Origin of the sequence: Amycolatopsis rifamycinica (genome assembly GCF_000695625.1) — a bacterium.
Lineage (GTDB): Bacteria > Actinomycetota > Actinomycetes > Mycobacteriales > Pseudonocardiaceae > Amycolatopsis > Amycolatopsis rifamycinica.
Genome location: NZ_JMQI01000043.1, coordinates 20,599 through 44,062 on the forward strand (window position 1 = coordinate 20,599; position 23,464 = coordinate 44,062).

The 23,464-nt window shown below is 71.9% G+C and carries 24 protein-coding genes; 19 read left to right on the forward strand and 5 right to left on the reverse strand.

Going from position 1 to position 23,464, the window contains the following annotated elements; all coding sequences use genetic code 11:
* The first annotated feature begins 138 nt into the window (after positions 1–138).
* The 9 genes from DV20_RS19770 to folK all read left to right on the forward strand — a co-directional run bounded on the left by DV20_RS19770 (position 139) and on the right by folK (position 8,547).
* Positions 139–501, forward strand: coding sequence for a hypothetical protein (locus tag DV20_RS19770; protein WP_043782367.1), 363 nt, complete (start codon positions 139–141; stop codon positions 499–501).
* Between the two features lie 22 nt (positions 502–523).
* The gene (locus DV20_RS19775; protein WP_043782368.1) at positions 524–1,915 is read left to right on the forward strand and encodes a hypothetical protein; all 1,392 of its coding nucleotides are present in this window, start codon (positions 524–526) and stop codon (positions 1,913–1,915) included.
* A 61-nt stretch (positions 1,916–1,976) separates the two neighbouring features.
* Positions 1,977–2,741, forward strand: a complete 765-nt coding sequence (locus DV20_RS19780; protein WP_043782369.1) for an ESX secretion-associated protein EspG — start codon at positions 1,977–1,979, stop codon at positions 2,739–2,741.
* Positions 2,742–2,838: 97 nt separating this feature from the next.
* Entirely contained in the window at positions 2,839–3,666 is an 828-nt protein-coding gene (locus DV20_RS19785) for an ESX secretion-associated protein EspG (protein WP_043782370.1), read from the forward strand.
* A 201-nt stretch (positions 3,667–3,867) separates the two neighbouring features.
* Positions 3,868–6,270: an ATP-dependent zinc metalloprotease FtsH gene (ftsH, locus tag DV20_RS19790; RefSeq protein WP_043782371.1), complete on the forward strand. Its 2,403-nt coding sequence runs from the start codon at positions 3,868–3,870 to the stop codon at positions 6,268–6,270.
* Positions 6,248–6,853, forward strand: coding sequence for a GTP cyclohydrolase I FolE (gene folE / locus DV20_RS19795; protein WP_043782372.1), 606 nt, complete (start codon positions 6,248–6,250; stop codon positions 6,851–6,853). The genes ftsH and folE overlap by 23 nt, the downstream gene beginning before the upstream one ends.
* A 35-nt stretch (positions 6,854–6,888) precedes the next feature.
* A complete protein-coding gene (gene folP, locus DV20_RS19800; protein ID WP_051736053.1) occupies positions 6,889–7,686 on the forward strand; it encodes a dihydropteroate synthase in 798 nt (265 codons plus the stop codon).
* The gene (folB, locus tag DV20_RS19805; RefSeq protein WP_043782376.1) at positions 7,679–8,038 is read left to right on the forward strand and encodes a dihydroneopterin aldolase; all 360 of its coding nucleotides are present in this window, start codon (positions 7,679–7,681) and stop codon (positions 8,036–8,038) included. Before folP ends, folB begins: the two co-directional genes overlap by 8 nt.
* Positions 8,035–8,547: a 2-amino-4-hydroxy-6-hydroxymethyldihydropteridine diphosphokinase gene (gene folK, locus DV20_RS19810; protein ID WP_043782378.1), complete on the forward strand. Its 513-nt coding sequence runs from the start codon at positions 8,035–8,037 to the stop codon at positions 8,545–8,547. The genes folB and folK overlap by 4 nt, the downstream gene beginning before the upstream one ends.
* Positions 8,548–8,667: 120 nt before the next feature.
* On the opposite strand, the gene DV20_RS19815 is transcribed toward folK, so the two are convergent.
* Positions 8,668–9,603 (reverse strand): MerR family transcriptional regulator, encoded by a 936-nt coding sequence (locus tag DV20_RS19815; protein WP_043782380.1) that lies wholly within the window; start codon positions 9,601–9,603, stop codon positions 8,668–8,670.
* A 106-nt stretch (positions 9,604–9,709) separates the two neighbouring features.
* On the opposite strand from DV20_RS19815, the gene DV20_RS19820 reads away from it, so the two are divergent.
* The 7 genes from DV20_RS19820 (at position 9,710) to DV20_RS19850 (ending at position 17,454) form a co-directional block, all read left to right on the forward strand.
* Positions 9,710–10,171 (forward strand): DUF3180 domain-containing protein, encoded by a 462-nt coding sequence (locus DV20_RS19820; protein ID WP_043782383.1) that lies wholly within the window; start codon positions 9,710–9,712, stop codon positions 10,169–10,171.
* A 69-nt stretch (positions 10,172–10,240) separates the two neighbouring features.
* On the forward strand, positions 10,241–12,583 hold the full coding sequence (locus tag DV20_RS19825) for a DUF6779 domain-containing protein (protein ID WP_043782384.1): 2,343 nt from the start codon (positions 10,241–10,243) through the stop codon (positions 12,581–12,583).
* A 521-nt stretch (positions 12,584–13,104) separates the two neighbouring features.
* Complete coding sequence (locus DV20_RS19830) at positions 13,105–14,208, forward strand: PrsW family intramembrane metalloprotease (RefSeq protein WP_043782385.1); 1,104 nt, start codon at positions 13,105–13,107, stop codon at positions 14,206–14,208.
* A gap of 89 nt (positions 14,209–14,297) precedes the next feature.
* A complete protein-coding gene (locus DV20_RS19835) occupies positions 14,298–15,257 on the forward strand; it encodes a Rossmann-like and DUF2520 domain-containing protein (RefSeq protein ID WP_407638346.1) in 960 nt (319 codons plus the stop codon).
* Positions 15,254–16,165 carry a pantoate--beta-alanine ligase gene (panC, locus tag DV20_RS19840; protein ID WP_043782391.1) on the forward strand — a complete coding sequence of 304 codons (912 nt, stop codon included), beginning with the start codon at positions 15,254–15,256 and terminating at the stop codon, positions 16,163–16,165. The genes DV20_RS19835 and panC overlap by 4 nt, the downstream gene beginning before the upstream one ends.
* A gap of 9 nt (positions 16,166–16,174) precedes the next feature.
* On the forward strand, positions 16,175–16,672 hold the full coding sequence (gene panD / locus DV20_RS19845) for an aspartate 1-decarboxylase (protein WP_043782393.1): 498 nt from the start codon (positions 16,175–16,177) through the stop codon (positions 16,670–16,672).
* A 5-nt stretch (positions 16,673–16,677) separates the two neighbouring features.
* Positions 16,678–17,454, forward strand: coding sequence for a type III pantothenate kinase (locus tag DV20_RS19850; protein WP_043782395.1), 777 nt, complete (start codon positions 16,678–16,680; stop codon positions 17,452–17,454).
* Between the two features lie 61 nt (positions 17,455–17,515).
* Here DV20_RS19850 and DV20_RS19855 read toward each other — a convergent pair whose 3' ends face one another.
* Both DV20_RS19855 and DV20_RS19860 read right to left on the reverse strand, forming a co-directional pair.
* Positions 17,516–17,917 (reverse strand): DUF6640 family protein, encoded by a 402-nt coding sequence (locus DV20_RS19855; RefSeq protein WP_043782396.1) that lies wholly within the window; start codon positions 17,915–17,917, stop codon positions 17,516–17,518.
* A 33-nt stretch (positions 17,918–17,950) separates the two neighbouring features.
* On the reverse strand, positions 17,951–18,706 hold the full coding sequence (locus DV20_RS19860; protein WP_084093581.1) for a class I SAM-dependent methyltransferase: 756 nt from the start codon (positions 18,704–18,706) through the stop codon (positions 17,951–17,953).
* Positions 18,707–18,783: 77 nt separating this feature from the next.
* On the opposite strand from DV20_RS19860, the gene lysS reads away from it, so the two are divergent.
* Both lysS and DV20_RS19870 read left to right on the forward strand, forming a co-directional pair.
* Positions 18,784–20,295, forward strand: a complete 1,512-nt coding sequence (gene lysS / locus DV20_RS19865) for a lysine--tRNA ligase (RefSeq protein WP_043782747.1) — start codon at positions 18,784–18,786, stop codon at positions 20,293–20,295.
* A gap of 144 nt (positions 20,296–20,439) precedes the next feature.
* A complete protein-coding gene (locus tag DV20_RS19870) occupies positions 20,440–20,790 on the forward strand; it encodes a histone-like nucleoid-structuring protein Lsr2 (RefSeq protein WP_020641935.1) in 351 nt (116 codons plus the stop codon).
* A 162-nt stretch (positions 20,791–20,952) separates the two neighbouring features.
* Here the strand turns inward: DV20_RS19870 and DV20_RS19875 are convergent, their stop codons facing one another.
* On the reverse strand, positions 20,953–21,789 hold the full coding sequence (locus tag DV20_RS19875; RefSeq protein ID WP_043782749.1) for an AraC family transcriptional regulator: 837 nt from the start codon (positions 21,787–21,789) through the stop codon (positions 20,953–20,955).
* A gap of 34 nt (positions 21,790–21,823) precedes the next feature.
* Here DV20_RS19875 and DV20_RS19880 point away from each other — a divergent pair, with 34 nt between their 5' ends.
* Positions 21,824–22,393, forward strand: a complete 570-nt coding sequence (locus DV20_RS19880; RefSeq protein WP_043782401.1) for a TIGR03086 family metal-binding protein — start codon at positions 21,824–21,826, stop codon at positions 22,391–22,393.
* 64 nt (positions 22,394–22,457) lie between these two features.
* On the opposite strand, the gene DV20_RS19885 is transcribed toward DV20_RS19880, so the two are convergent.
* Positions 22,458–23,282 (reverse strand): (2Fe-2S)-binding protein, encoded by an 825-nt coding sequence (locus DV20_RS19885; protein WP_043782404.1) that lies wholly within the window; start codon positions 23,280–23,282, stop codon positions 22,458–22,460.
* Positions 23,283–23,464 lie beyond the last annotated feature (182 nt).

The window sequence follows — 23,464 nt, forward strand, 5'->3', positions numbered from 1 at the left end:
ACCGTTCACCGCAACTACCGGATTCGCGGAACCCCGGCTTCGCCGATTGCGTCATAGGCTCTGATCACGTGCGTTAACCTATGCGAAGACCAATCGTGCCCGCGGTGAACCGGGTCGGGGGAACGGGAGAGAGTGCAGATGGCGAACAGCAGCGCCGACGCGAACGCCTTCAAGGCCGCGGCCGCGGCGGGTCAGGTCGGGATCGACCCCGACGCCGCGCAGGCCGTGCTGAACAAGATCCGCACCGGCAAGGACGCGGTCGAGAGCCTGCTCGCCGGCGCGGGCACGCTCGCCCAGCCGCCGAAGCTCGGGGACAACCCGGTCGGCAACGCGATGGCCGCGAAGTTCGTGCAGCGCGCGGACGGCGGGGGCGACTCCTACGCCGCCGCGCTGCAGAACCTGCTCGACCAGTACTCCGCCGCCGAAGAGGGCATCGTCACGGCGATGGCCCGCTACCACGAGATGGACCAGGCCGCGGCCGACCCGTTCCGTAACGCCTGAGCCCAGAGGGGAACTCGTAGTCATGGCTCCGAACCACACCGACCAGCCGTCGGCGAACGACCCGGGCTCGCTGGTCCCGCTCGGCGACAACTCGGCGTCGCAGAACATCGTCGACAACGCCCGCGGCAGCGCCGGCGGCTTCGACATGGGCAGCGACCGGGCGATCGCCAACCCGCCGAACTGGAACGCGCAGGAAAGCCAGCAGCTTTACGCCGGCGCGGTCAACAACAACGACCCCGGCACGGCCGAGGCGACCGGGCAGGTCTGGGCGCACCACGGCGCCGAGCTGAAGCAGGCCTCCGACCACCTCTACAACGCGATCTCCGAGCTGGGCAACGCGTGGGTCGGCCGGGGCGCCGCGGGTGCGCAGGGCGCGCTGGTGGCCATCGCGAACTCCGGTTCGCAGGCCTCCGACGCCGCGCACACGATGTCCGACCGGCTCGCCAAGCAGGCCGCGGCGGCCGCCGAGGTCAAGAAGATGCCCGCCCCGAGGGACTTCGACCCCAAGCAGGCCATGGCGGCCGCGCTGGCCGGCGGTCCGGCGGCGATGATCGCCGATCAGAAGGCCCAGGCGGACGCGGCGAACGACGTCAAGGCACAGCAGGTCGCGTTCTTCAACGCCTACACCCAGGCGATGAAGGAGGTCGACAACTCGACCCCGAGCTTCGGCCCGGAGTCGCTCGGCATGCAGCCGACGGCGTCGCACAACTCCGTCTCGTTCAACGCGGTGAACAGCGTCGGCAGCACCGGTCCGGTGGACGGTCTGTCCGGTGCGGGCGGCGCGGTCTTCGCCTCCGGCGGCTCGGGCTTCGGCGGCCACGGCGGCGCGTTCGGCGCGCAGCACGCGGGCGTCGGCCCGAACGGCGGCCACGGCGGCGTCTCGGGCGCGGTCTTCGGCCAGGACGCGGCCACGCTCGGCAGCGACGGCGCCGGCGGCTCGGTCACCGGCGCGGGCGCCGGCACCGGCAGCGGCAGCGTGGCCCCGGGCGGCGGGCACTCCGGCGGCGGCAACCCGCTCGGCAAGGTCGGCATGGGGCTCGGCCTCGGCGGCGTGGCCGGCGGCCTCGGCGCGCTGGCGTCGCGGGCGCTGGGCGCGGGCAGCAAGTCCGGGGCGAAGTCCCAGAACGACACGTCACTGGCGTCGGCCGAAGGCCAGGGCCAGAGCGCGGCTTCGGCCCAGCAGCCGCAGCAGGGCCTCGTCTCGTCCGCGGGCACCATCGGCGGGCAGACCCCGCCGCCGATGAGCCCGGGCATGGGCGGCATGGCCCCGCAGGGTGCCCAGGGCGAGCAGGACGAGGAGCACACGCACGCGTCCTTCCTCATCGAGGCGGACCCGGACGAGGCCTTCGGCGCGAACCAGGCGACCCCGCCGCCGGTCATCGGCGCGTGGTCCGGGGACGACGAAGACCGCTGATCCGTTCGGGCCGGGCACGCCGAAGTGTGCCCGGCCCGGTTTTCTCTTGGGGGGTGGCTCGATGCCGAACGCTGAGCTGCTCACCCCGGCCGAGGTGGACTTCCTGTGGGAGTCCGCCGGGCTGGGCGAGCTGCCGTACCCGCTGCGCATCCGCTCGCACGGGGCGACCGTCGACGAGCGGGCGATGCTGCGCCGCCGCACGCTGGAGGGGCTCACCGCGCGTGGGCTCGCCGACGGCCGCGGCCGGCCCGAGCCGCACGTCGAGGACTACTTCGGCGTGCTGGCGAGCCCCGAACTGAGCCTGGACGCCGTCCAGCTGATCGCCCCGGACGCCGAACCGCTGCTCGCGATCGCCGGCGTGCTGGGCGGCCAGGGTCTGCTGGCCGTGCAGGACACGCGCGGCCTGCACCTGCAGCCGTGCCCGCCCGACGGGCTCGCCGGCGCGATCGTGTCGCTGCTGCCGGGTGCCCCGCGCGGCAGCGAAAAGTCGATCACGGTGCCGCTGGAGCAGCTGACCGGCGGCGGCTTCCCGCAGCGCGACGAGCGCTCGTCGGCCGAAGAGGACCGCAAGGCGCTGGCCCGGCTGCAGGCCCAGCCCCGGCTGCGCGGCGGCCAGATCGGCGCCAACGCCCGCAACCGGATGGGCGGGCGCACCCGCACGCCGGTCCTGAGCTGGTTCGACACCGAAACCGGGCGCTACCTCACCCAGGCCACCCCCGGCCGCGACGGCCGGGACTGGATCACCATCGCGCCCGCCGACGCCGCCACGTTGCGCCACCGCCTCGGCGAGATGCTCGCCGGCGCCGCGACGACCAGCGCGGTCTGAACCCCGGATCTCCGGACGTGCCCAGCTCGCCACCGGAACCCTCCGGTTTTGTCGGTGCCGGGAGCTACGCTGGGCGAGAGTCCGATCCGGGAGAGTGATGATGCAAGAGTTCTTCTCGCCACTGGCGTTCGACTTCCTGTGGGAGTCGGCGCGGGTCGGGGAGCTGCCGTACCCGCTGATCGTCCGGTCGCACGGCGCGACCGAAGACGAGCGCGTCTCCCTGCGTCACCGCACCGACGTCGAACTGAAGGCCCGCGGCATCCGCGACCCGCGCGGCAGGCTCGCGCCGCCGATCGAGGACGCGCTGCACCTGATGGCCTTCGCCCCGCTGACGATCGACGCCCTGCACATCCCGCAGTTCGAAGCCCCGACGGTCGGCGTCCTCGCGGCGGCCGACGAGACGAAGGGCGTGCTCGCGGTCCAGGACGCGGACGGGATCTGGCTGCGGGACGTCCCGCCGGACGGCCTGGTCTCGGCCGTCGTCGGCGTGCTGCCCACCGGGCCGCGCGGCAGCGAGGCGTCGGTCACACTCCCGCTCGACGACGCCCTGCGCACCCCGCCGATCCGGGTGCCCGTGCCGCTGCCGTCGGCGCGGGGTGAGGAAGAAGACAAACGCCGCGGCAAGGGGCGCCGGACACCGCTGAGCGAACGGCTCACGGCCGACCCGCGCGAGGCCTACGGCCGCATCGCCGGGCAGCCCCGGCTGCGCGGCGGACAGCTGGCCGCGAACAGCCGTTCGCAGGTCGGGGCCAAGCAGCGGTCCCGCGTGCTGGCCTGGTTCGACACCGCGACCGGCCGCTACCTGAGCCTCTCCCGCGCGGGTACGGACGGCCGCGAGTGGGTCACCGTGGCCCCGGCGGATCCGGCCACGCTGCGCACCCGGCTGGGCGAGATGGTGAGCAGTGTGTCGGACGGCACGCGATAGCGTGACCGGCGCGGACACCCGCCGGGAACCTGAGCGCGGTATCGCCCGTTGACCTGCGAGAGGCTCATCGGGGATGAACGCGGCAGCGGACGGTACCCTGATGGGCAGGTGTCCAGGCACCACGGGTTGTCAAGATCGTGATGGCGGGTATCACAGGAGCCGCCCAACCAGGGAGGGTCGAGGCCACCAGGGCCGAGTCGTATGAACCGGAAGAGCGTGCTCAGGAACCCACTGCTGTGGATCGTCGCGGGGTTGCTGGCGTTGTTCGCGTACAACACGATCTTCGACAGTGATCGTGGGTACACCCAGGCACCCATCTCGGTGGCGAACTCCCAGATCACCTCGAACAACGTCAAGGAAGCCAGCCTCGAGGACAAGGAACAGCAGCTCAAGCTGCTCCTCTCGAAGCCGGTCGACGTCGACGGGCAGCAGGTCACCCAGATCATTTCGCAGTACCCGGCGGACGCCACCCGCCCGATCTACGACTCGTTGATCGCGGCGAAGGCGGGCGGCCAGCCCATCAAGTTCACCACCAAGGTGACCCAGCAGGGCGTGCTGACGCAGATCCTCATCTTCGCCATCCCGCTCGCCCTCGTCCTGGGCCTGCTGATGTGGATGATGAACAACGCGCAGGGCGGCGGCAACCGCGTCCTCAACTTCGGCAAGTCCAAGGCCAAGCAGCTGAACAAGGACATGCCCAAGACGACCTTCGGGGACGTCGCGGGCGCCGACGAGGCCGTCGAAGAGCTGTACGAGATCAAGGACTTCCTGCAGAACCCGGCGCGCTACCAGGCGCTCGGCGCGAAGATCCCGAAGGGCGTGCTGCTCTACGGGCCTCCGGGCACCGGTAAGACGCTGCTGGCGCGGGCGGTCGCCGGCGAGGCGGGCGTGCCGTTCTACACGATCTCCGGCTCGGACTTCGTCGAGATGTTCGTCGGTGTCGGTGCGTCGCGGGTGCGTGACCTGTTCGAACAGGCCAAGCAGAACGCGCCGTGCATCATCTTCGTCGACGAGATCGACGCGGTCGGCCGCCAGCGCGGTGCCGGCCTCGGCGGCGGGCACGACGAGCGCGAGCAGACCCTGAACCAGCTGCTCGTCGAGATGGACGGCTTCGACGCCCGCGGCGGCATCATCCTGATCGCGGCGACGAACCGGCCCGACATCCTCGACCCGGCGCTGCTGCGCCCCGGCCGGTTCGACCGGCAGATCCCGGTGTCCGCGCCCGACCTGCGCGGCCGCAAGGCGATCCTCGAGGTGCACGCCAAGGGCAAGCCGATCGCCCAGGGCACCGACCTGACCAGCCTGGCCAAGCGGACCGTCGGCATGTCGGGCGCCGACCTGGCGAACGTGCTCAACGAGGCCGCGCTGCTCACCGCCCGCCAGAACGGGCACGTGATCACCGACGCGGCGCTGGAGGAGTCGGTCGACCGCGTCGTCGGCGGCCCGGCGCGCAAGAGCCGGATCATCTCCGAGAAGGAGAAGAAGATCACGGCCTACCACGAGGGCGGGCACGCGCTCGCCGCGTGGGCGATGCCGGACATCGAGCCGGTCTACAAGCTGACCATCCTCCCGCGCGGCCGCACGGGCGGGCACGCGCTGCTCGTCCCCGAGGACGACAAGGACCTGATGACCCGCTCTGAGATGATCGGGCGGCTGGTCTTCGCGATGGGTGGCCGCACGGCGGAGGAGCTCGTCTTCCACGAGCCCACCACCGGCGCCTCGTCCGACATCGAGCAGGCGACGAAGATCGCCCGCGCGATGGTCACCGAGTACGGCATGAGCGCCCGCCTCGGCGCGGTCAAGTACGGCCAGGAGCAGGGCGACCCGTTCCTCGGCCGGTCGGCCGGGCGGCAGGCGGACTACTCGCTCGAGGTGGCGCACGAGATCGACGAGGAGGTGCGCAAGCTCATCGAGACGGCGCACACCGAGGCGTGGCACGTGCTCAACACCTACCGCGACGTGCTCGACGAGCTGGTCATCGAGCTCCTGGAGAAGGAGACGCTGACCCGCAAGGACCTCGAGCGGATCTTCGCGACGGTCGAGAAGCGCCCGCACATCACCGTGTTCAACGAGTTCGGTGAGCGGACGCCGTCGGACAAGCCGCCGATCAAGACCCCGGGCGAGCTGGCGATGGAGCGCGGCGAGCCGTGGCCGCCGCCGGAGAAGGAGAAGCCGGTCCTGAAGCCGGAGCCGACCCCGGTCGGCACCGCCCCGGGCGCGGGCGACCTGCCGGGCGGTCCGCCGTACCCGTCGCCGTCGCCGGTCGACCCCAACGCGAACCCGTACGCCCCGCCGCAGCCGGGGGCCTACCCGAACGGCGGCCGTCCCTACGGCGGCCCGAACGGCGGCGCCAACGGCACGGCGCACTGGCCGCAGACCTACGGCGGCCAGCCGGGCGGGCCGGCGGGCCAGAGCGGCCCGCCGAACTACGGTGCCCCTCCGGGCTGGACGCCCGCGACCTCGCCGGGCGGTCAGCCGGGCCAGTCGTGGCGGCCCGGAAGCGACGAACGCCCTCGTGAGCACGGCTGGTTCGCCGACCAAGCCGGCAACCAGCAGAGCGAGGGAGAACGACGTGACGTGGATGGACCTGAAAAGCCCCAGTGACGCCGACCGCCCGGTCTTCGACCACGACCGGGCGGAGAAGGCGATCCGCGAGCTCCTGCTGGCGTGCGGCGAAGACCCGGAGCGGGACGGTCTCAAGGAGACCCCCGCCCGGGTCGCCCGCGCGTACCGCGAGATGTTCGCGGGCCTGTACACCGAGCCGGACTCGGTGCTGGACAAGACGTTCGACGAGTCCCACGAAGAGCTGGTGCTGGTCACGGACATCCCGATGTTCAGCCAGTGTGAACACCACCTGGTGCCGTTCCACGGCGTCGCGCACGTCGGGTACATCCCGAACGCCCACGGGAAAGTCACCGGGCTGTCCAAGCTCGCCCGGCTCGTCGACCTCTACGCCAAGCGCCCCCAGGTTCAGGAGCGCCTGACCTCCCAGGTCGCCGACGCACTGGTCCGCAAGCTCGAACCCCGGGGCGTGATCGTCGTCATCGAGGCCGAGCACCTCTGCATGGCCATGCGGGGCATCCGCAAGCCCGGGGCCCGCACCACCACCTCGGCCGTCCGCGGGCAGCTGAAGACGTCGCCGTCGTCGCGGGCGGAGGCGCTCGACCTCATCAAGGCCCGCCGGTGAACGCAGGGCTTCCCGCGCCCGGCCGGTGCGTGGTGATGGGCGTGCTGAACGTGACGCCCGATTCCTTTTCGGACGGTGGCCGCTACCTCGGGCTCGACCAGGCGCTGGAGCACGGCCGCGAGATGTGGGCACGCGGGGCCGACCTGATCGACGTCGGGGGCGAGTCGACGCGGCCGGGAGCGTCGCGGGTGGACGCCGAGACGGAGTTGCGGCGCGTCCTGCCGGTGATCAAGACGCTGGCCGCCGAAGGGGTGGCGCTGTCGGTGGACACCACGCGGGCGGCCGTTGCCGCCGCGGCGCTCGAAGCCGGGGCGCACATCGTCAACGACGTCTCCGGCGGACTGGCCGATCCGGACATGGCGCGCGTCGCCGCCGAGGCCGGTGTGCCGTGGGTGCTGATGCACTGGCGCGGGCACAGCAAGGACATGCAGGCGCTCGCCGAGTACGGGGACGTCGTGGCCGACGTGCGGGGCGAGCTGCTGTCCCGGGTGGACGCGGCGCTCGCGGCCGGTGTGGACGGCAGCGCCATCGTGCTGGACCCCGGGCTCGGGTTCGCGAAGAACGCCGAGCACGACTGGGCGTTGCTGCGCGGGCTGGACTCGTTGCTTTCGCTCGGTTTCCCGGTGCTCGTGGGCGCCTCGCGCAAACGGTTCCTCGGCCGTCTGCTCTCCGAAAAGGACGGGACCCCGCGGCCGCCGGACGGCCGGGAGGACGCCACCGCCGCGATCTCCGCGCTCGCCGCGGCGGCCGGGGCGTGGGGCGTGCGGGTGCACGAGGTCGGGGCTTCACTGGACGCGGTCGCGGTGGCCGCCGCTTGGAGGACGGATGGCTGACCGGATCACGCTGACCGGCCTGCGCGTGTTCGGGCGCCACGGCGTGTTCGAGCACGAGAAGCGGGACGGCCAGGAGTTCGTCGTCGACATCACGGTGTGGCTGGACCTCGGGCCGGCCGCCGCGTCCGACGACCTGACCAAGACGCTGCACTACGGCGAGCTGGCCGAGCTGGCGGCGGGGATCGTCGCGGGCGAGCCGTACGACCTGATCGAGAGCGTCGCGGGCAAGATCGCCGACGAGGTCATGCGCGACGAGCGCCTGGGCGCGGTCGAGGTGACCGTGCACAAGCCGTCGGCGCCGATCCCGCTGACGTTCGACGACGTGGCCGTCACGGTCCGGCGCGACCGGTGAGCCGGGCGGTCCTGTCGCTCGGCTCCAACCTGGGCGACCGGCTGGGGTTCCTGCAGCTGGCGCTGGACGGGGTCCGGCCGGCGCTGGTCGCGGTGTCGAGCGTGTACGAGACCAAGGCGTGGGGTGTCGAGGACCAGCCGGACTTCCTCAACGCGGTCTGCGTGGTCGACGACCCGGCGCGCGACCACTGGGCGTGGCTGCGCACCGGGCAGGCGGCCGAGCAGGCCGCGGGCCGGGTCCGCGAGCTGCGCTGGGGCCCGCGGACCCTGGACGTCGACGTCGTCACGGTGGACGGCGTGACATCGGAGGACCCGGAACTGCTGCTGCCGCACCCGGGCACACCGGATCGCGCCAGCGTGCTGGTGCCGTGGGTGGAGATCGAGCCGGACGCGGTGCTGCCGGGCCACGGCCCGATCGCCGGGCTGCTGAAGGCCCGTCCGGCGGACGAGGTGGCGACGGTCCGCCGGACGGACCTCGAACTGCACTTCCCCAGGGGCACTTTCACGTGAAAGTGACCTGGAGGCGCCACTCCGGATCGCGGTTGCACTGAAACCGATTCACATCGGTGGATCGGCTTCCTTCGTTACGGGCTGTTCCAGCCCTGTCGCCGAGCGGTTGTGGCGGTGCGGTCAGCCGCGGAGGGCGTCGATCATGAAGCGCACCGCGGGCTGGGCCGTCGGGACCGGCGGCCAGCCGTTGATCGTCGCCAGCAGCTGCCAGTAGCGCTCGGCCCGCGGGTCGCCGCTCATGGCGAACCGGTCGGCCAGCTCCGCCCGGAACTCCGGCGACGCCGGGTCCTGGTCCTCGCGGGCGCAGGCCGCCGCCAGGTCGGCCGCAAGCGTTTGCCCCGTCTCGGACGTGGGCGATTCGCCCGCCGCCACCGCCGCTTCCGCGCGCGATACCCAGACCGGCCAGTTCTGCTGCCAGGCCTCCGTCGGTTGCTGGAACTCGCCGTCCTCGATCTGCTTGGCCTGGGTTTCGCTCATGCGGCGGATCAGGGCCCGGAACTCCGGGTCCTGGACCAGCTCGGCGAACTCGATCCAGGCCTCGAGCTGCTCCGGCGACGGGTCGTCGGGCAGCTCCGGCTTGCCGGCGCGCATCCGGCGGTAGAACTCCTGGTCGACGTCGAGCCCGGCGACCATTTCGTCCCAGAACTCGTCGACCAGCCGCTTGCGCTCCTCGTCGGACATCGACGCGAGACGGTTCATCAGGTTCACTTCCTCCAGTTCGGAATCACGTTTGGCCACCGCGCGCAGCACCGCCCGGCGCAGCCGCAGCCGCCGGATCTGCTCGTCGAGCGCCTCGACGTGCCGGATCGCCAGCTCGCCGACGCTGGCCGACTGGGTCAGGGCGGCGGAGACGTCGGCCAGGCCGAGCCCCAGCTCCCGCAGCGTGCGGACCAGCTCCAGGCGGGCCATCGCCGCCGCGTCGTAGAGGCGGTAGCCGGCGTCCGTCCGCTCGGTCGGCGGCACGAGGCCTTCGTCCGAGTAGAAGCGGATGGTCTTGACCGGCAGGCCGGTCCGCCGGGACAGCTCGCCGATGGTGAAGGTCGCGGTGGTGCCCACAAGACGCATGATGAACTCTCCAGTCGGTGGAGAGTCAACCGTACTTCGGGGGATGCGGGTGGCGAAGCTCCCGGCCCGGAGAGTTACTGCACGGTACGGTTGAGGCATGCACTTCACCCGGCCCCGTGACCTGGTGATCGCCGGGTTGCTCGGCCTCGGCCTCGGCTACCTGCTCTTCCAGGCCGCCTACGGTTCGCTGCCGCAGCTGCCCCTGCTCGCCGGCGTCACCTTCGCCGTGCTCGCCGTGATCGAGGTCGTGCTGGCCTTCTCGATCCGGTCGCGCATCAAGAACGGCCGGATCGTTGGCGCGATCGGGGTAGCCCGATCGGTGGCCTTGGCCAAGGCTTCGTCACTCGCCGGAGCGTTCATGGCCGGTGCCTGGCTCGCGGCGCTCGCCTATCTTTTTCCCCGACGTGACGAACTCGTCGCCGCGGTGCTCGACACGCGCGCCGCGGCGGTCGGCACGGTGTCCGCCGCGGCCCTGGTAGCAGCGGGTTTGTGGCTCGAACACTGCTGCCGGACCCCCCGCGACCACGATCGTGAGCGCACCCGCGGGACGACCGGTTAGCGCTGGAATCCCACCGCTCGCTGGACCGAGTAGGTCTCGTTCGGATTACGAGCAGGTACGGTGTCAGTCATGACCGGCGTGGGTGACGACTCGCGCGGCCGCCTCTTGGGCAGGCCGTGGCTCGTTGTCGGCTTTGTCCTCGCCATCGGAGCCACTCTCGCACTGGTGCTCAGCGACGATCTCCGCTATCTCCGGCTCGGGATCGTCGCGGCCCTCTGGGCCGCCCTGATCGGCGCTTTTCTCGCCGTGAAGTACCGCAAGCACGCGGCACAGAGCGAGGACGCGGTCGCCGAGGCGCAGGCTGTGTACGAACTGGAGCTGGAACGCGAGATCGCGGCCCGGCGCGAATACGAGCTGGAGATGGAGGCGGAGAACCGCACCGCCGCCGACTCCAAGGGCCGCGAGGAGCTGGAGGCCCTGCGCGCCGAAGTGTCCGCGCTGCGCGACAGCCTCCAGTCGCTGTTCGGCGGCGAGGTGCTGCTCGAGCGCGTCGCGCTGACCGCGCAGGCGACCCGGATGCGCAAGGTGTCCGACGAGAACCGCATGGTGACCGACGGTCCGCCGAAGAAGAAGCCCGCCCAGCTGCTGGCCGGCAAGAAGCCGGTGGCCGAGGGCGGCGAGCGGCCGACCGAGCTGATCGACCGCGTCCTCGACGAACGCCGCCGCAAGGCGTCGAACGGCAAGCCCGCGAACGGCAAGGGCGGACTCGGCAAGGGCGGCAAGGGCTTCGGCGGCAAGCCGGTCCCGAAGACCCCGGCGAACGTCTCCGTGCAGAGCACCCAGCAGATGGCCCGGCCGAAGCCGCTGAGCGAGCGCCGTCCGCCGGTGCCGCCGGTGGACCCGGCGCTGAACGCGGCGCAGCGCGAGCTGAAGGCCGCCGAGCTGCGGGCCGAGGCGGCGCGCCGCCAGGCCGAGTCGCAGCCGATGCGGCTGCCGAAGCCGGACGAAGTCGCGAAGCAGCCCGAGCGTCGTCCGGAGGCCGCCGCCGAGCCGACCCGCCGGGACGTCCCGCGGGCCGCCGACCCCAAGACCGAGATCCGGCGTCCGCCGGAGCCGAAGACCGAGATCCGCCGCCCGCCGGAGCCCAAGACGGAGATCCGGCGTCCCGAGCCGCCGCCCGCGCGCCGCGCCGAGATGTCGCGGTCGGACCTCCGGCCCGCCGAGGTGTCGCGTTCGGACATTCCGCGGGTGGAGATGTCGCGGCCCGATATTCCGCGGGTGGAGATGTCGCGGCCGGATATCCCCCGGGTGGAGATGTCGCGGCCGGACCTTCCGCGCGTCGAAGCGCCGCGTCCGGATCGGCCGCGGCCCGAGGCGCCGCGGCCGAACGTCCCGCGTGGTGAGGCGTCGCGTTCGGACATTCCGCGCGTGGAGATGTCCCGGCCGGACATCCCCCGGGTGGAGATGTCGCGTCCGGACATCCCGCGGGTCGAAATGTCGCGTCCGGATATTCCGCGGGTGGAGATGTCGCGGCCCGATATCCCGCGCGTCGAGATGTCGCGTCCGGACATCCCGCGCGTCGGCGGCCAGCCGAACGGCGTGCCGCCCCGGAAGGCGCCCGAGCCGCCGCGGCCGGTGCCGGGGCGGCCGGCGGCCAGCGTGCCGCCGCCGAAGCCGTCGGAGATGTCGCGGTCGGACATCCGGCCGGTCAAGGACCTGAGCGCGGCCTTCCAGAACCGCGACGACTTCGCCGAGCGGCAGCGCCCGAACCGGCCGAAGCCGCCCGAGCCGAAGCCGCCGATGCCGCGGGACGCCGCGGCGTCCCGCACCGACATCCCGCCGGTCGTCCCCCCGACGACCCCGGTGCCGAGCAAGCCGCGGCAGCCGTCGCGCACGGACCTGCCCCCGGTGGTGCCGCCGACGACGCCGGTCCCGGCCGCCGACGGCCGCCGCCCGTCGCGGCTGGAGCAGTTCTCGCGGGCGGACATGTCGCCGATCCTGGAGGAGCCGCCGTCCCGCCACGGTGGTTCGCACCGCGCGCCGGCGGAGGCCGCCAAGGCCGAGGCACCGGCGGTGAACCCGACGTTGCCGGACTCGGTCCGCAACTTCCAGGGCCGGTCCGGCGGCCGCCGCCGCAAGCCGGAGGACTCGCAGCAGATGCCGGTGGTCCCGGCCGCACCGGAGCCACCGGGCAGCGGCCGCCGCCGTCGCCCGGACGGCGAGCCCCCGGCCTGGGAAGGCATGGTGGCGGAGCGGGCTTCGATGTCCCGCCGCGGAATGGCCCCGGTGGACCCGGCCGACGTCGAGCAGAACGGCAACGGCCACAACGGAGCCCGCAACGGCCGCCGCGCGGCCCCCGAGCCGGCCCCGGGCAGCGGTTCCCACGCGGCAGGCCGTTCGGTGAGCGAACTCCTGGCCGCCAACGGCGGCACCGGAGCAACGCCTCGCCGCCGGCGGCGCGCGGAGGACTGAGCCCGGCCGCTCGGTTCGCGCGCTGCCTGCTCGACGGTTGCGCCGCCCACGGCAGGGGCGCTCTCGCGCGGTTCGGACAAGGGCCCCAAGGCGGCCTTGGGTGCGTTGGGCTCGCGGTTCGCGCGCTGCCCGCTCGACGGATGCGCCGCCCACGGCGGGAGCACCCTCGCGCGGTCCGGACAAGGGCCCCAAGGCGGCCTTGGGTGCGTCTAACGCACCGAAGGCGACTTTGCGTGCGTTGGGCGCGCGGCAGGCGGCTTCGGGTGCGTTAGGCGCCCCGAAAGGCGACTTCGCGAGCGTTGAGCGCACCGAAGGCCCCATTGGGTGCGCTCAACGCACGAAGACCACATTGGGGCCCTTCGCGGCGGCGGCGGTGTGCGTGCGTGGCAGGCCGGACCCCCGCCGTCTGTGCCAGGTGGCGTTTCCCTTCCTCTCCTGCCTGCGTAGGGTGACCCGCTGTGAGCGGAACCCTCTCGCCCGCGACGGGACTTGAGCGCGGACGGCGGCCCCGCCGGGTCACCGTGCTGCTGCCGGTGCTCGGGCTGATCGTGGTGGCCCTGTGCGGCCTGTTCCTGTTCGGGCTCGCCACCGCGCGGGTCGGGCCCCTCGCCGTCACCATCGGTGTGCTCGCCGCGCTCGTGCCCGTGGCCGGCGTTGTCGCCGGGTTCCTCTGGGTCGACCGGTGGGAGCCCGAACCCGCCAAGTTCCTGCTGCTCGCCTTCGCCTGGGGTGCCTGCATCGCGACCATCACCGCGCTGCTGATCAACACCACCGCCGAGGCCGTCGGGGAAGAACTGCTCGGGACCGGCAGTGGCAACACGCTCGCCGCGCTCGTCTCCGCGCCCGTTGTCGAGGAGGCCGCGAAGGCCCTGTTCGTCGTGCTCATCCTCTGGCGGCGGTCCAGCGAGTTCGACGGCGTCGTCGACGGGGTCGTCTACGCCGGGTTCAGCGCCGCCGGGTTCGCCTTCACCGAGAACATCTACTACTTCGGGCGCGCCTTCGCCGACTACGGCTTCGGGGACGGGCACAGCCAGGGCGTCATCACCGCCTTCTTCCTGCGTGGCGTGCTCGCTCCCTTCACGCACCCGCTGTTCGCCGTGCTCACCGGCATCGGGATCGGCATCGCCGCGCGGACGGCCGCCAAGGCGCTCAAGATCATCGCGCCGGTCGCCGGGTACCTCGCCGCCGTCTGCCTGCACGCGCTCTGGAACAGCGCCGCGCTGCTCGGCGGCTCGAAGTTCCTCACCGTCTACTTCCTGATCATGCTTCCGCTCTTCTTCGGCGTCGTCTACCTGGTCGTCCTGCAGCGGAAACGGGAACAGCGGATCATCGCCGCCGCCCTGCCGCACATGGCCGCGGCCCGGTGGATCGCGCCGTCGGAGGTCGATCTGCTGGCCAGCCTGCCCGGCCGGCGGGCCTGGCGCCGCCAGGCGAAACGGCAGTCCGGCAAGGAGGCCGCGCGGGCCGTCGCCGTGTACCAGGCGAGCGTGACGGAGCTCGCGTTCCTCGACCGGCACCCGCTCACCAGCGACACCGACCGGGAGCGCCAGCAGGAGCTGCTGCGCACGCTGAAGGCCGCCCGCGCCGAGGCCACGCGCCTGGCCGACGAGGCCGCCCGCGGGTGAACCGGTCCGGGTGAAGCTGGTCACCCGGGCTCAACGGCGTGTGCTCGCCCGAGTTAGTCTCGCGCCGTCGTCCGGTACCCGGAGCGGGACTGGAACGAGAGCAGAGGGAGTCTGCCAGCCATGAGCGTCCACAGGCGCACGCCATGATGAGGCCCGCCCGCCTCGCGGTCGGCGTCGTTTCCGCCGGCCGGGTGGGCAGCGTGCTCGGCGCCGCGCTGGCCCGGGCGGGGCACACGGTGGTCGCCGCGTCCGGACTGTCCGCTTCGTCGCTGGCCCGCGCCGAGCGCCTCCTGCGCGACGTGCCACTCCTGCCGCCCGACGAAACCGTCCGCCGGGCGGACCTCGTGCTGCTCGCCCTGCCCGACGACGCGCTCGCCGGGATGGTCCGCGGGCTCGTCGCCACCGAGTCGCTGCGGCCCGGCCAGATCGTCGTGCACACCTCCGGCGCGCACGGCATCGACGTCCTGGCCCCCGCGGCCGAAGCCGGGGCCTTGCCGCTCGCCCTGCACCCGGTGATGACGTTCACCGGCCGCGAGGAGGACCTCGAGCGGCTGGCGGCGTGCAGCATCGGCGTCACGGCGGCCGAGGACGACGAAGCGGCGTGGCACGTCGGCGAAGCGCTCGCCGTCGAGATGGGGGCCGAGCCGGTGCGGATTCCCGACTCCGCGCGAGCGCTCTACCACGCTGCGTTGGCCCACGGGGCAAACCACCTGATGGCGCTGGTCGCCGACTGCGCGGACCTGTTGCGCCAGGCCGGAATCGGGCAATCCGAACGCCTGGTGGCGCCACTGCTCTCGGCGGCATTGGATAATGTGCTGCGACACGGCGACCGCGCCCTCACCGGCCCGGTCGCGCGTGGCGATCTCGGCACCGTCCGCAAGCACCTCGCGGTGCTGGCGGACAAGGCGCCGGACGTGGCGCCGGCCTACCGCGCGCTGGCCAAGCGCACGGTGGCGCGTTCGTCGGCTGCCGGGCTGCTGGACACCGCGGCCGCCAAAGACCTCACCGAACTCCTCGACGATCCCGCCGAAGGGCACCCAGACCAGTGACCACACCGAAATTCAGCCGCGGCACCCTGAACACGTTCGCGTCGCCCGGCCACGCGAGCCAGGTGAGCCGGGCGCTGCACGGCGTCGGCCGCAAGCTGGCGCTCGTGCCGACCATGGGCGCGCTGCACGCCGGGCACCGCGAGCTGATCCGCCGCGCGAAGCGGCTGCCGAACGCCGTCGTGGCGACCTCCATCTTCGTGAACCCGCTGCAGTTCGGCGCGGGCGAAGACTTCGAGGCGTACCCGCGGCCGCTGGAGGCCGACCTCGACATCCTGCGCGAGGACGGCGTCGAAATCGCCTTCACGCCCAGCGCGGACGCCCTCTACGCCGAAGGTGCCGTGGTGACCGTGCACCCGGGCCCGCTCGGCGACGAGCTGGAAGGCGCGGCGCGGCCCGGTCACTTCGCCGGCGTGCTCACCGTCGTGGCGAAACTGTTCAACCTGCTCCGTCCGGACTACGCCTTCTTCGGCGAAAAGGACTACCAGCAGCTGGTGCTGATCAAGCGGATGGTGCGCGACCTGAACATCGACACGCATGTCATCGGCGTGCCGACCGTGCGGGAGCGTGACGGGCTCGCGTTGTCCTCACGCAACGTCTACCTCACGCCTGAGCAGCGCGAAGACGCCATCGTCCTGTCGGCCGCCCTCACCGCGGGGGCGTTCGTCGGCCGGGACGGTGCGGACGCGGTCCTCGAGACCGCGTGGAAGACCCTCGCCGCGCGGCCCGCGGTCGAGGTGGATTACCTGGAGTTGCGGGGAACCGACCTCGGGCCCGCGCCCGTCGACGGTGAAGCACGACTGTTGATCGCGGCCCGGGTGGGGAGTACCCGGCTGATCGACAACGTTCCGGTGCTGCTCGGCAAGTCGGTAGATCATCCGGCGCACCCGGAGCGGGACGCAGGGGAATAGGAGTCCACGATGTACCGCACGATGCTCAAGTCGAAGATCCACCGGGTCACCGTGACCCAGGCCGACCTGCACTACGTCGGTTCGGTGACGGTCGACGAGGACCTGATGGAGGCCGCGGACCTGCTGCCGGGGGAACAGGTGTCCATTGTGGACGTCACCAACGGAGCGCGGCTGGAGACCTACGTCATCAAGGGCGAACGCGGCAGCGGGGTGCTCGGCATCAACGGTGCCGCGGCCCACCTGGTGCACCCGGGGGATCTGGTCATCCTCATCTCGTACGGCCAGATGGACGACGCCGAAGCGGCGACGTACCAGCCGCGCGTGGTGTTTGTCGACGCGGACAACCGGATCGTCCACCGGCACGCCGACCCCGGTCACGCGCCGGAGGGGTCCGGGCTGCTGTCCGGCACGGTGACGCTGCCGCCGGACGAGGAGACGGCGATCTTCCCGGTCGCCGAGACGGCGGACGCCCGCCGCCTCGACGCGTTGCTGCACGCGGAAAGCTGACCCGCTTGCTGCTCACCGTCGACGTCGGCAACACGAACATCGTCCTGGGCCTGTGGTCCGGGTCCGACCTGGTCGGCGACTGGCGCATGCGCACGGACGCGCGCATGACGGCCGACGAGCTGGCGTTGACGGTGCGCGGCCTGCTGGGCCCGCACGCGGACGCGGTCACCGGGATCAGTGCGTTGTCGACGGTGCCGGCGGTGCTGCGCGAACTGCGCGTGATGCTCAGCCGGTACTACGCGCGGGTCCCGAAGATCGTGGTCGAGCCGGGCGTGCGCACGGGCGTGGCGCTGCTGGTGGACAACCCGAAGGAGGTGGGCGCGGACCGGCTGGTCAACACGCTGGCCGCGCACCACCTCCACAGCACGGCGTGCGTGGTGGTCGATTTCGGCACGTCGACCAACGTGGACGCGATCTCTGCCCGCGGCGAGTTCCTGGGCGGCGCGTTCGCCCCCGGGATCGAGATTTCGGTGGACGCGCTGGCGTTGCGCGCGGCGGCGCTGCGGAAGGTCGAACTGGTCCCGCCGCGGTCGGTGATCGGCAAGAACACGGTGGAGTGCCTGCAGTCCGGGATCCTGTACGGCTTCGCGGGCCAGGTGGACGGCCTGGTGCGCCGGATCGTGCGCGAGCTGTCCCCGGGCGGCACGGAACCGGTGGCGGTGCTGGCGACGGGCGGCCTGGCGCCGCTGGTGCTGGGCGAGTCGGAGACGATCACCGACCACGTCCCGGAGCTGACGCTGCTCGGCCTGCGGCTGGCCTACGAGCGCAACATCCGGCCCTGAGCCGGCGCACCCGGTGCGGCGTCCGGTGCGGGCAACGCCGCCCGGGGTGATCCGGAAGTCCTCAGCCGCGGGCCAGACGCCGGCGCTCCAGCACGTACCCCAGGGCGGTCACGGCCAGCGCCGGGAAGGCGATCTTCGCCTGCGGGAACCGGTCGGTCCCCGGCGGGTCCACCGCGCGGGACCCCGGGTAGGCCAGTGCCGAAATCTGCGTCACCCAGTACAGCGACGCCAGGACGGCCCCCGCGTCGAGCCCCGCCCGGGTCGGCCGCCGCCAGAGCTGCCACAGGCTCGTCGCGCCGAGCGCGAGCCCCAGGCTCATCGTCTGGCCGTTGTGGAATTTGGCGTGCGGTGGCCACTGCGGGTTGTGCACGTGCGTCTCGTTCCAGTCGGCCTTGTACGGGCCGATTGCCGTCACGAGCGAGGTGAGTGAGATCAGGGCCCGTCCCAGCGATTTCCTGCGCATCACCGCAGTATCGAACCTCCACCTCGATCGAGGTCAAGGCCGCCGTCGCGCGCGCAACGCCGTGGTGACCAGCGGCAGGTCGAACTCGCCGTTCGCCGTGGCCGGGTTCTCCGCCAGGAACCGGCGGAGCCGGCCCAGCAGGGCGGCCGACTCCCCGGGTGCCGACACGATCACCTTCGAATAGGTGGCGATCGTTTCCAGCAGGCTGTCCGCGGTACGCCGTTGCCCATGGCGGAACCGGCCGCTTTCGAACGGCTCGAACGCCGGGTGCGTCACCTCGCGCACGTCTTCGGTGCTCGTCGGGCGGCGAGCGCCGTCGCGGCCCAGCGCGGTGAACTCGGCGATCCACGGCACCGATTCGTCTTCGTAGTTCCACATCGGCACGCACACGCCGCCCGGGCGCAGCACCCGGCCGATCTCCGTCATCGCCACGGGTACGTCGAACCAGTGGAACGCCTGGCCGACGAAAACGGCGTCGACGGCGGCGTCGGGCAGCGGGATCCGTTCCGCCCGCCCCGCCAGCGACGTCACCGACGGCATTGCCCGCTCGAGTTCCGCGCGCATTTCCGGGTCGGGTTCGACCGCGGTGACGTCGAGCCCGAGGGCGCCGAGACCGAGGGTGAGCTTGCCCGTTCCGGCGCCCAGATCGAGCACCCGGCGCGGTGTTCCGCTCGCTCCGGAAAGCCCCCACTCGATCGCCTCCCGCGGGTAATCGGGCCGGTGCCGGGCGTACTCGGCGGCGCGGCTGCCGAAGGAAGAGGCGCGTTGAGCGCGGCTGGGATCACTCACCTCGCCCACGCTAATGGAGGGAAAGGTAAAGGTAATCCGGTTGGCGTAGCGCTCGGCCGGGTTCGTACCCTATGGCCATGACCGAAAACCCCGCTTCCACCAGCGAGCCCGCCGAAGACGAACTGCCCGAGCAGATGCGGGTGCGCCGGGAGAAGCGCGACCGGATCCTCGCGGAGGGTATCGATCCCTACCCGGTGGAGGTACCCCGGACGCACTCGCTCGCCGAGGTGCGCGCCGCGCATTCCGGGCTGCCCGCCGACACCGCCACGGGCGAGCAGGTCGGCATCACCGGCCGGGTGATGTTCCTGCGCAATACGGGCAAGCTGTGCTTCGCGAGTCTCCGCGAGGGCGACGGCACCGAGCTGCAGGCCATGATCAGCCTGGCGAAGGTCGGCGAGGACGCGCTGGCGGCGTGGAAGTCCGACGTCGACCTCGGCGACCACGTGTTCGTGCAGGGCGAGGTCATCACGTCCAAGCGCGGTGAGCTTTCGGTGATGGCCGACGCCTGGCGCATCACGTCGAAGGCGCTGCGCCCGCTGCCGACCGCGCACAAGGAGCTGGCCGAGGAGACCCGGATCCGCCAGCGCTACGTCGACCTCATCATGCGCCCGCGCGCGCGGGACGTCGTGCGCACGCGCGCCGGCGTGGTCCGGTCGCTGCGGGAGTCGTTCCACCGGCGCGGGTTCACCGAGGTCGAAACCCCGATGCTGCAGACGCTGCACGGCGGCGCCGCGGCCCGCCCCTTCGTCACGCATTCCAACGCGTTCGACATGGAGCTTTTCCTGCGGATCGCGCCGGAGCTCTACCTCAAGCGCTGCGTCGTCGGCGGCATCGAGAAGGTCTTCGAGATCAACCGCAACTTCCGGAACGAGGGCAGCGACTCCTCGCACTCGCCGGAGTTCGCGATGCTCGAGTACTACGAGGCGTACGCCACCTACGACACGAACGCGGTGATGACGCGCCAGCTGATCCAGGAGGCCGCGCAGTCGGTGCTGGACACGCTGGTCGTCACGCTGCCGGACGGTTCGGAGTACGACCTGTCCGGCGAATGGACCACGCTCGGAATGTACGAGTCGTTGTCCGATTCCCTCGGCGAAGAGGTGACGCCGGAGACGCCCGCCGCCAAACTGCTCGGATTCGCGCAGGCCAGGGGCCTGGAAGTGGATCCGAAGCTCGGGCACGGCAAGCTCGTCGAGGAACTGTGGGAACACCTCGTCGGAGATCACCTGCACGCACCGACGTTTGTCCGTGATTTTCCGCTGGAGACGTCGCCATTGACGAGGCAGCACCGCTCGCGGCCCGGCGTGGCCGAGAAGTGGGACCTCTACGTGCGCGGATTCGAACTCGCCACCGGATACTCGGAGCTGGTCGATCCGGTCGTCGAACGGGAACGCCTCACCGAACAGTCGCTGCTGGCGGCGCAGGGCGATAGCGAAGCCATGCGGCTCGACGAGGATTTCCTCCGTGCCCTCGAGTACGGAATGCCGCCGAGCGGTGGTGTCGGAATGGGGATCGACCGGCTCCTCATGGCGCTGACCGGCCTCGGTATCCGGGAGACGATCCTCTTCCCGCTCGTACGCCCCGAATAACCCGGCAGTGTGAGGATAGCCGCTGGTTATCCATATGAGATTTGCGTTGCACTCCGGAAGCGGGTACTAATGTCTTAGACAAAGACTTCTGTCCGGGGCTTGCCCCGTACCAGATCATTGAGTAAGCCCCGCAGGAGGAATCGGATGGCACAGAAGGTGCTCGTCTCGCTGGTCGACGACCTCGACGGCAGTGAGGCGGAAGAGACCGTCGAGTTCGGTTTGGACGGCGTCAGCTACCAGATCGATCTCTCCTCGGAAAACGCCGAGGAGCTGCGGGACGCGCTCGCGCAGTATGTCGAGCACGCGCGTCGTGCGGGCGGTCGCAAGCGTGCCTCGGTTCGCCCGGTCGCGGGTAAGGGTTCGGCTCGTCCGGCCGCCGTCGACCGCGAGCAGAACCAGGCCATCCGGTCGTGGGCGCGCAAGAACGGTTACGCGGTTTCCGACCGCGGCCGCATCCCCTCCGAGGTCGTCGAGGCCTACCACAAGAAGAACTGAAGATTGTTCACGCCGCCGTCGAGCGGGCCGGTCGCGGGTCGCTGACCAGCGGTTATCCGCCGGCGCCGGTGGTGGCGTGGCCAATCTCGTCGACGCGGGGTTTCAGTGGGCCGCCGGGCGAATTCCGCCCGGCGGCTTTCTTCATGTCCGATCGTTGTCCGGTTACCGTTCGGCGGCCCTGGCTGTTCGGGCGTACTCGGCAGGCGACTGGCCCGTCACGGTCCGGAAATCGCGGATGAAGTGCGACTGGTCGCTATAGCCCAGTCGAACCGCCAGACCGGCGTAATCAAGATCTCCTTCTGTGACGATCCGCTGCGCTGCGTCATTGAGGCGGTATATCCGGATCGCCCACTTGGGCGCGACACCGACGTGTTCGGCGAACAACCGCTGGATGGAGCGGGTGGTTAGTCCAGTATCCGCGCACAGTCGCGCGACGCGGGTAATTTCCGGATCCCGCGCGATTGATTCCACCGCCTCCGCGGCGACCTGGGCGGCCGGGGACAGCCCCACGGGATTTGCCATCAGCAAGTTGTCGATCGCACCGACCATTTGCGCATCGCCGTCGGCTGTCCGCACCGATTCCGCGGCCGCCACCGCCGCCGCTCCGAATACGTCCGCGAGTGGGACGGCCCGGTCGGCGATGTCACGTACCGGGCCGCCGAGGAACGCGCGGAACGTGCCCGGCCGGAATCGCACGCCCAAGCCCTGGACGCGCCCGGTCAGGCGGTGGGAAAAGACGTCGTGGGCCGGGCCGTGGACGCCGGAGGCGCCGGGGAAGAACGTGACGTGGACCGAGAGGTTCGGCAGCACGCGCTGCTCGTACGGGGGTTTGCCGCGCCGGTCCCACCGCAGGATCCAGTGGTATTCGACGAAATCGGCGAGTTCCGGTGCGGGCGGGTGCCGGGTCAGCGTGAACACCGTGCGCGCGGTGGCCTCGGCCACGATGCCGCGCGGGATCCGGTGCGTCACCGGCTCACGGTAGCTGTCGCGTTCGTTCAAGACGTCCCGCCGGCCCGGGGTTTGGATCACCGGCATGACTGCTTCGTTGCTGCGCCCCGCCGCGGCCGAGTTCCTCCGGATCGCCGTCGCGGTCCGTGACCTGACCGCTCCGACGCCGTGCGCGGAGTACGACGTCCGCGGGCTGCTGAACCACCTCTTGTACTGGGGCCCGTGGCTGATCGCCGCGGGACGGCGCGAGGACCCGCCGGCGCCGGCCGACGGTGAGGCGGAGGCGGGGCTGGTGGCCGAAGGCTGGCGTGCGGACCTGGAGAAGCAGACGGAGACGCTGGTGGAGGTGTTCGGGACGCCGTCGGCGTGGACGGGCGTGACCGCGCTGGGCGCGGCCCCGATGCCGGCCGCCGTGGTGGGGGCGATGGTCCTGGGCGAGTTCGTCCTGCACGGCTGGGACCTGGCCCGGGCGAGCGGCCAGTCGTGCGCCTACGCGCCCGAAGCGGCGACGGCGGTGTACGAGTCCGCGGTGGCGATGGGCGACCAGGCGCGGGCGATGGGGGTGTACGGGCCGGCGGTGGCGGTGGCTGCCGGCGCGTCGCCGCTGGATCGGGCGCTGGGCGCCACCGGGCGGGACCCGGCCTGGATGCCCTGACCGTTGCGCCCCAGGGTGGCCTTCGGCGCGTTCAACGCGACCAAGGCCACATAGGGCGCTTGAGTCAGCGCGGGCAGGTGCGGGGGCAGCCGTCGCACTCGTCGGCCGACGGCAGCAGGTACGAGAAGCAGCAGCTCTCCCGCCGCCGCGTCCACTCCCGGTGCCCCTCCGGCCCCTCCGCCAGGCGCAACGTCGACGCCGACGTCAGGGGCGGGTACCGCTCGTCCAGCACGAGGGCCGCGTCCGCCACGCCCGCGCCCTCGGCCTCCGGTGTCCCGCCCTGCCGGCCCGCCCACCACAGCGAGTTCTCCAGCGCGTCCGTCGCCGCCGCCCACAGGGTCCGGCGGCCCAGCCTGCTCAACGGCTCGTACGCCCGCACGAACTGGGCCGCGTGAGCCAGGTAACGCGCCCGCAGGACCGCCGCCAGCGCGCGCTCGTCGCGGACCACCGTGGCCTCCGGGCGGGCCGACCCCGGGTCGGTCGGGAGGCAGTGGAACGCGTCACCCAATACGGCCATGCCGTCCGGGTGCGGGCGGTCGTCGGCCAGGCGGAACGCCAGCTCCGACGGCTTCAGCGACGGCACCCGGCGCTCGTGGTGCCACAGCAGCGCGCCGACGTACGCCGGGACGTGCAGGTACCACGTCATCACCCAGCTGGCCGTCGTGCGGGCCGGGGTCGCGTCGTGCTCGCGCAGCAGCCAGTCGCCGAGGAGGCCGCGCCACTCGTCGAAGTACCCGGGCGTCTCCAGTAGCTCCGAACAGCGGATCCAGCCCGCCGGGACGTCACGGCGCAGCTCGCTGCGGTCCTGACGGCCGGAGACCCGCCGCAACGACGACGCGAGGCCGTCGCCGACCTCGCGTGCGTCGCGGAAGGACCGCTGCTGGCTCAAACGCGGCCCTCCTCGAAGCGCCGGTACGGATTAGGCGTGCCTAACCTTACAGGGCTCGGGAGGCTGCGCCAATCGGGTGGGGCACTCTCAGCTTGCGGACTGTTCGCGGTGAGCGGACACCGCGCGGATGGCGGAATCCGAACGGCGGTCCGCACGTTGTGCTTGACGTAAAGGTGCAGGGC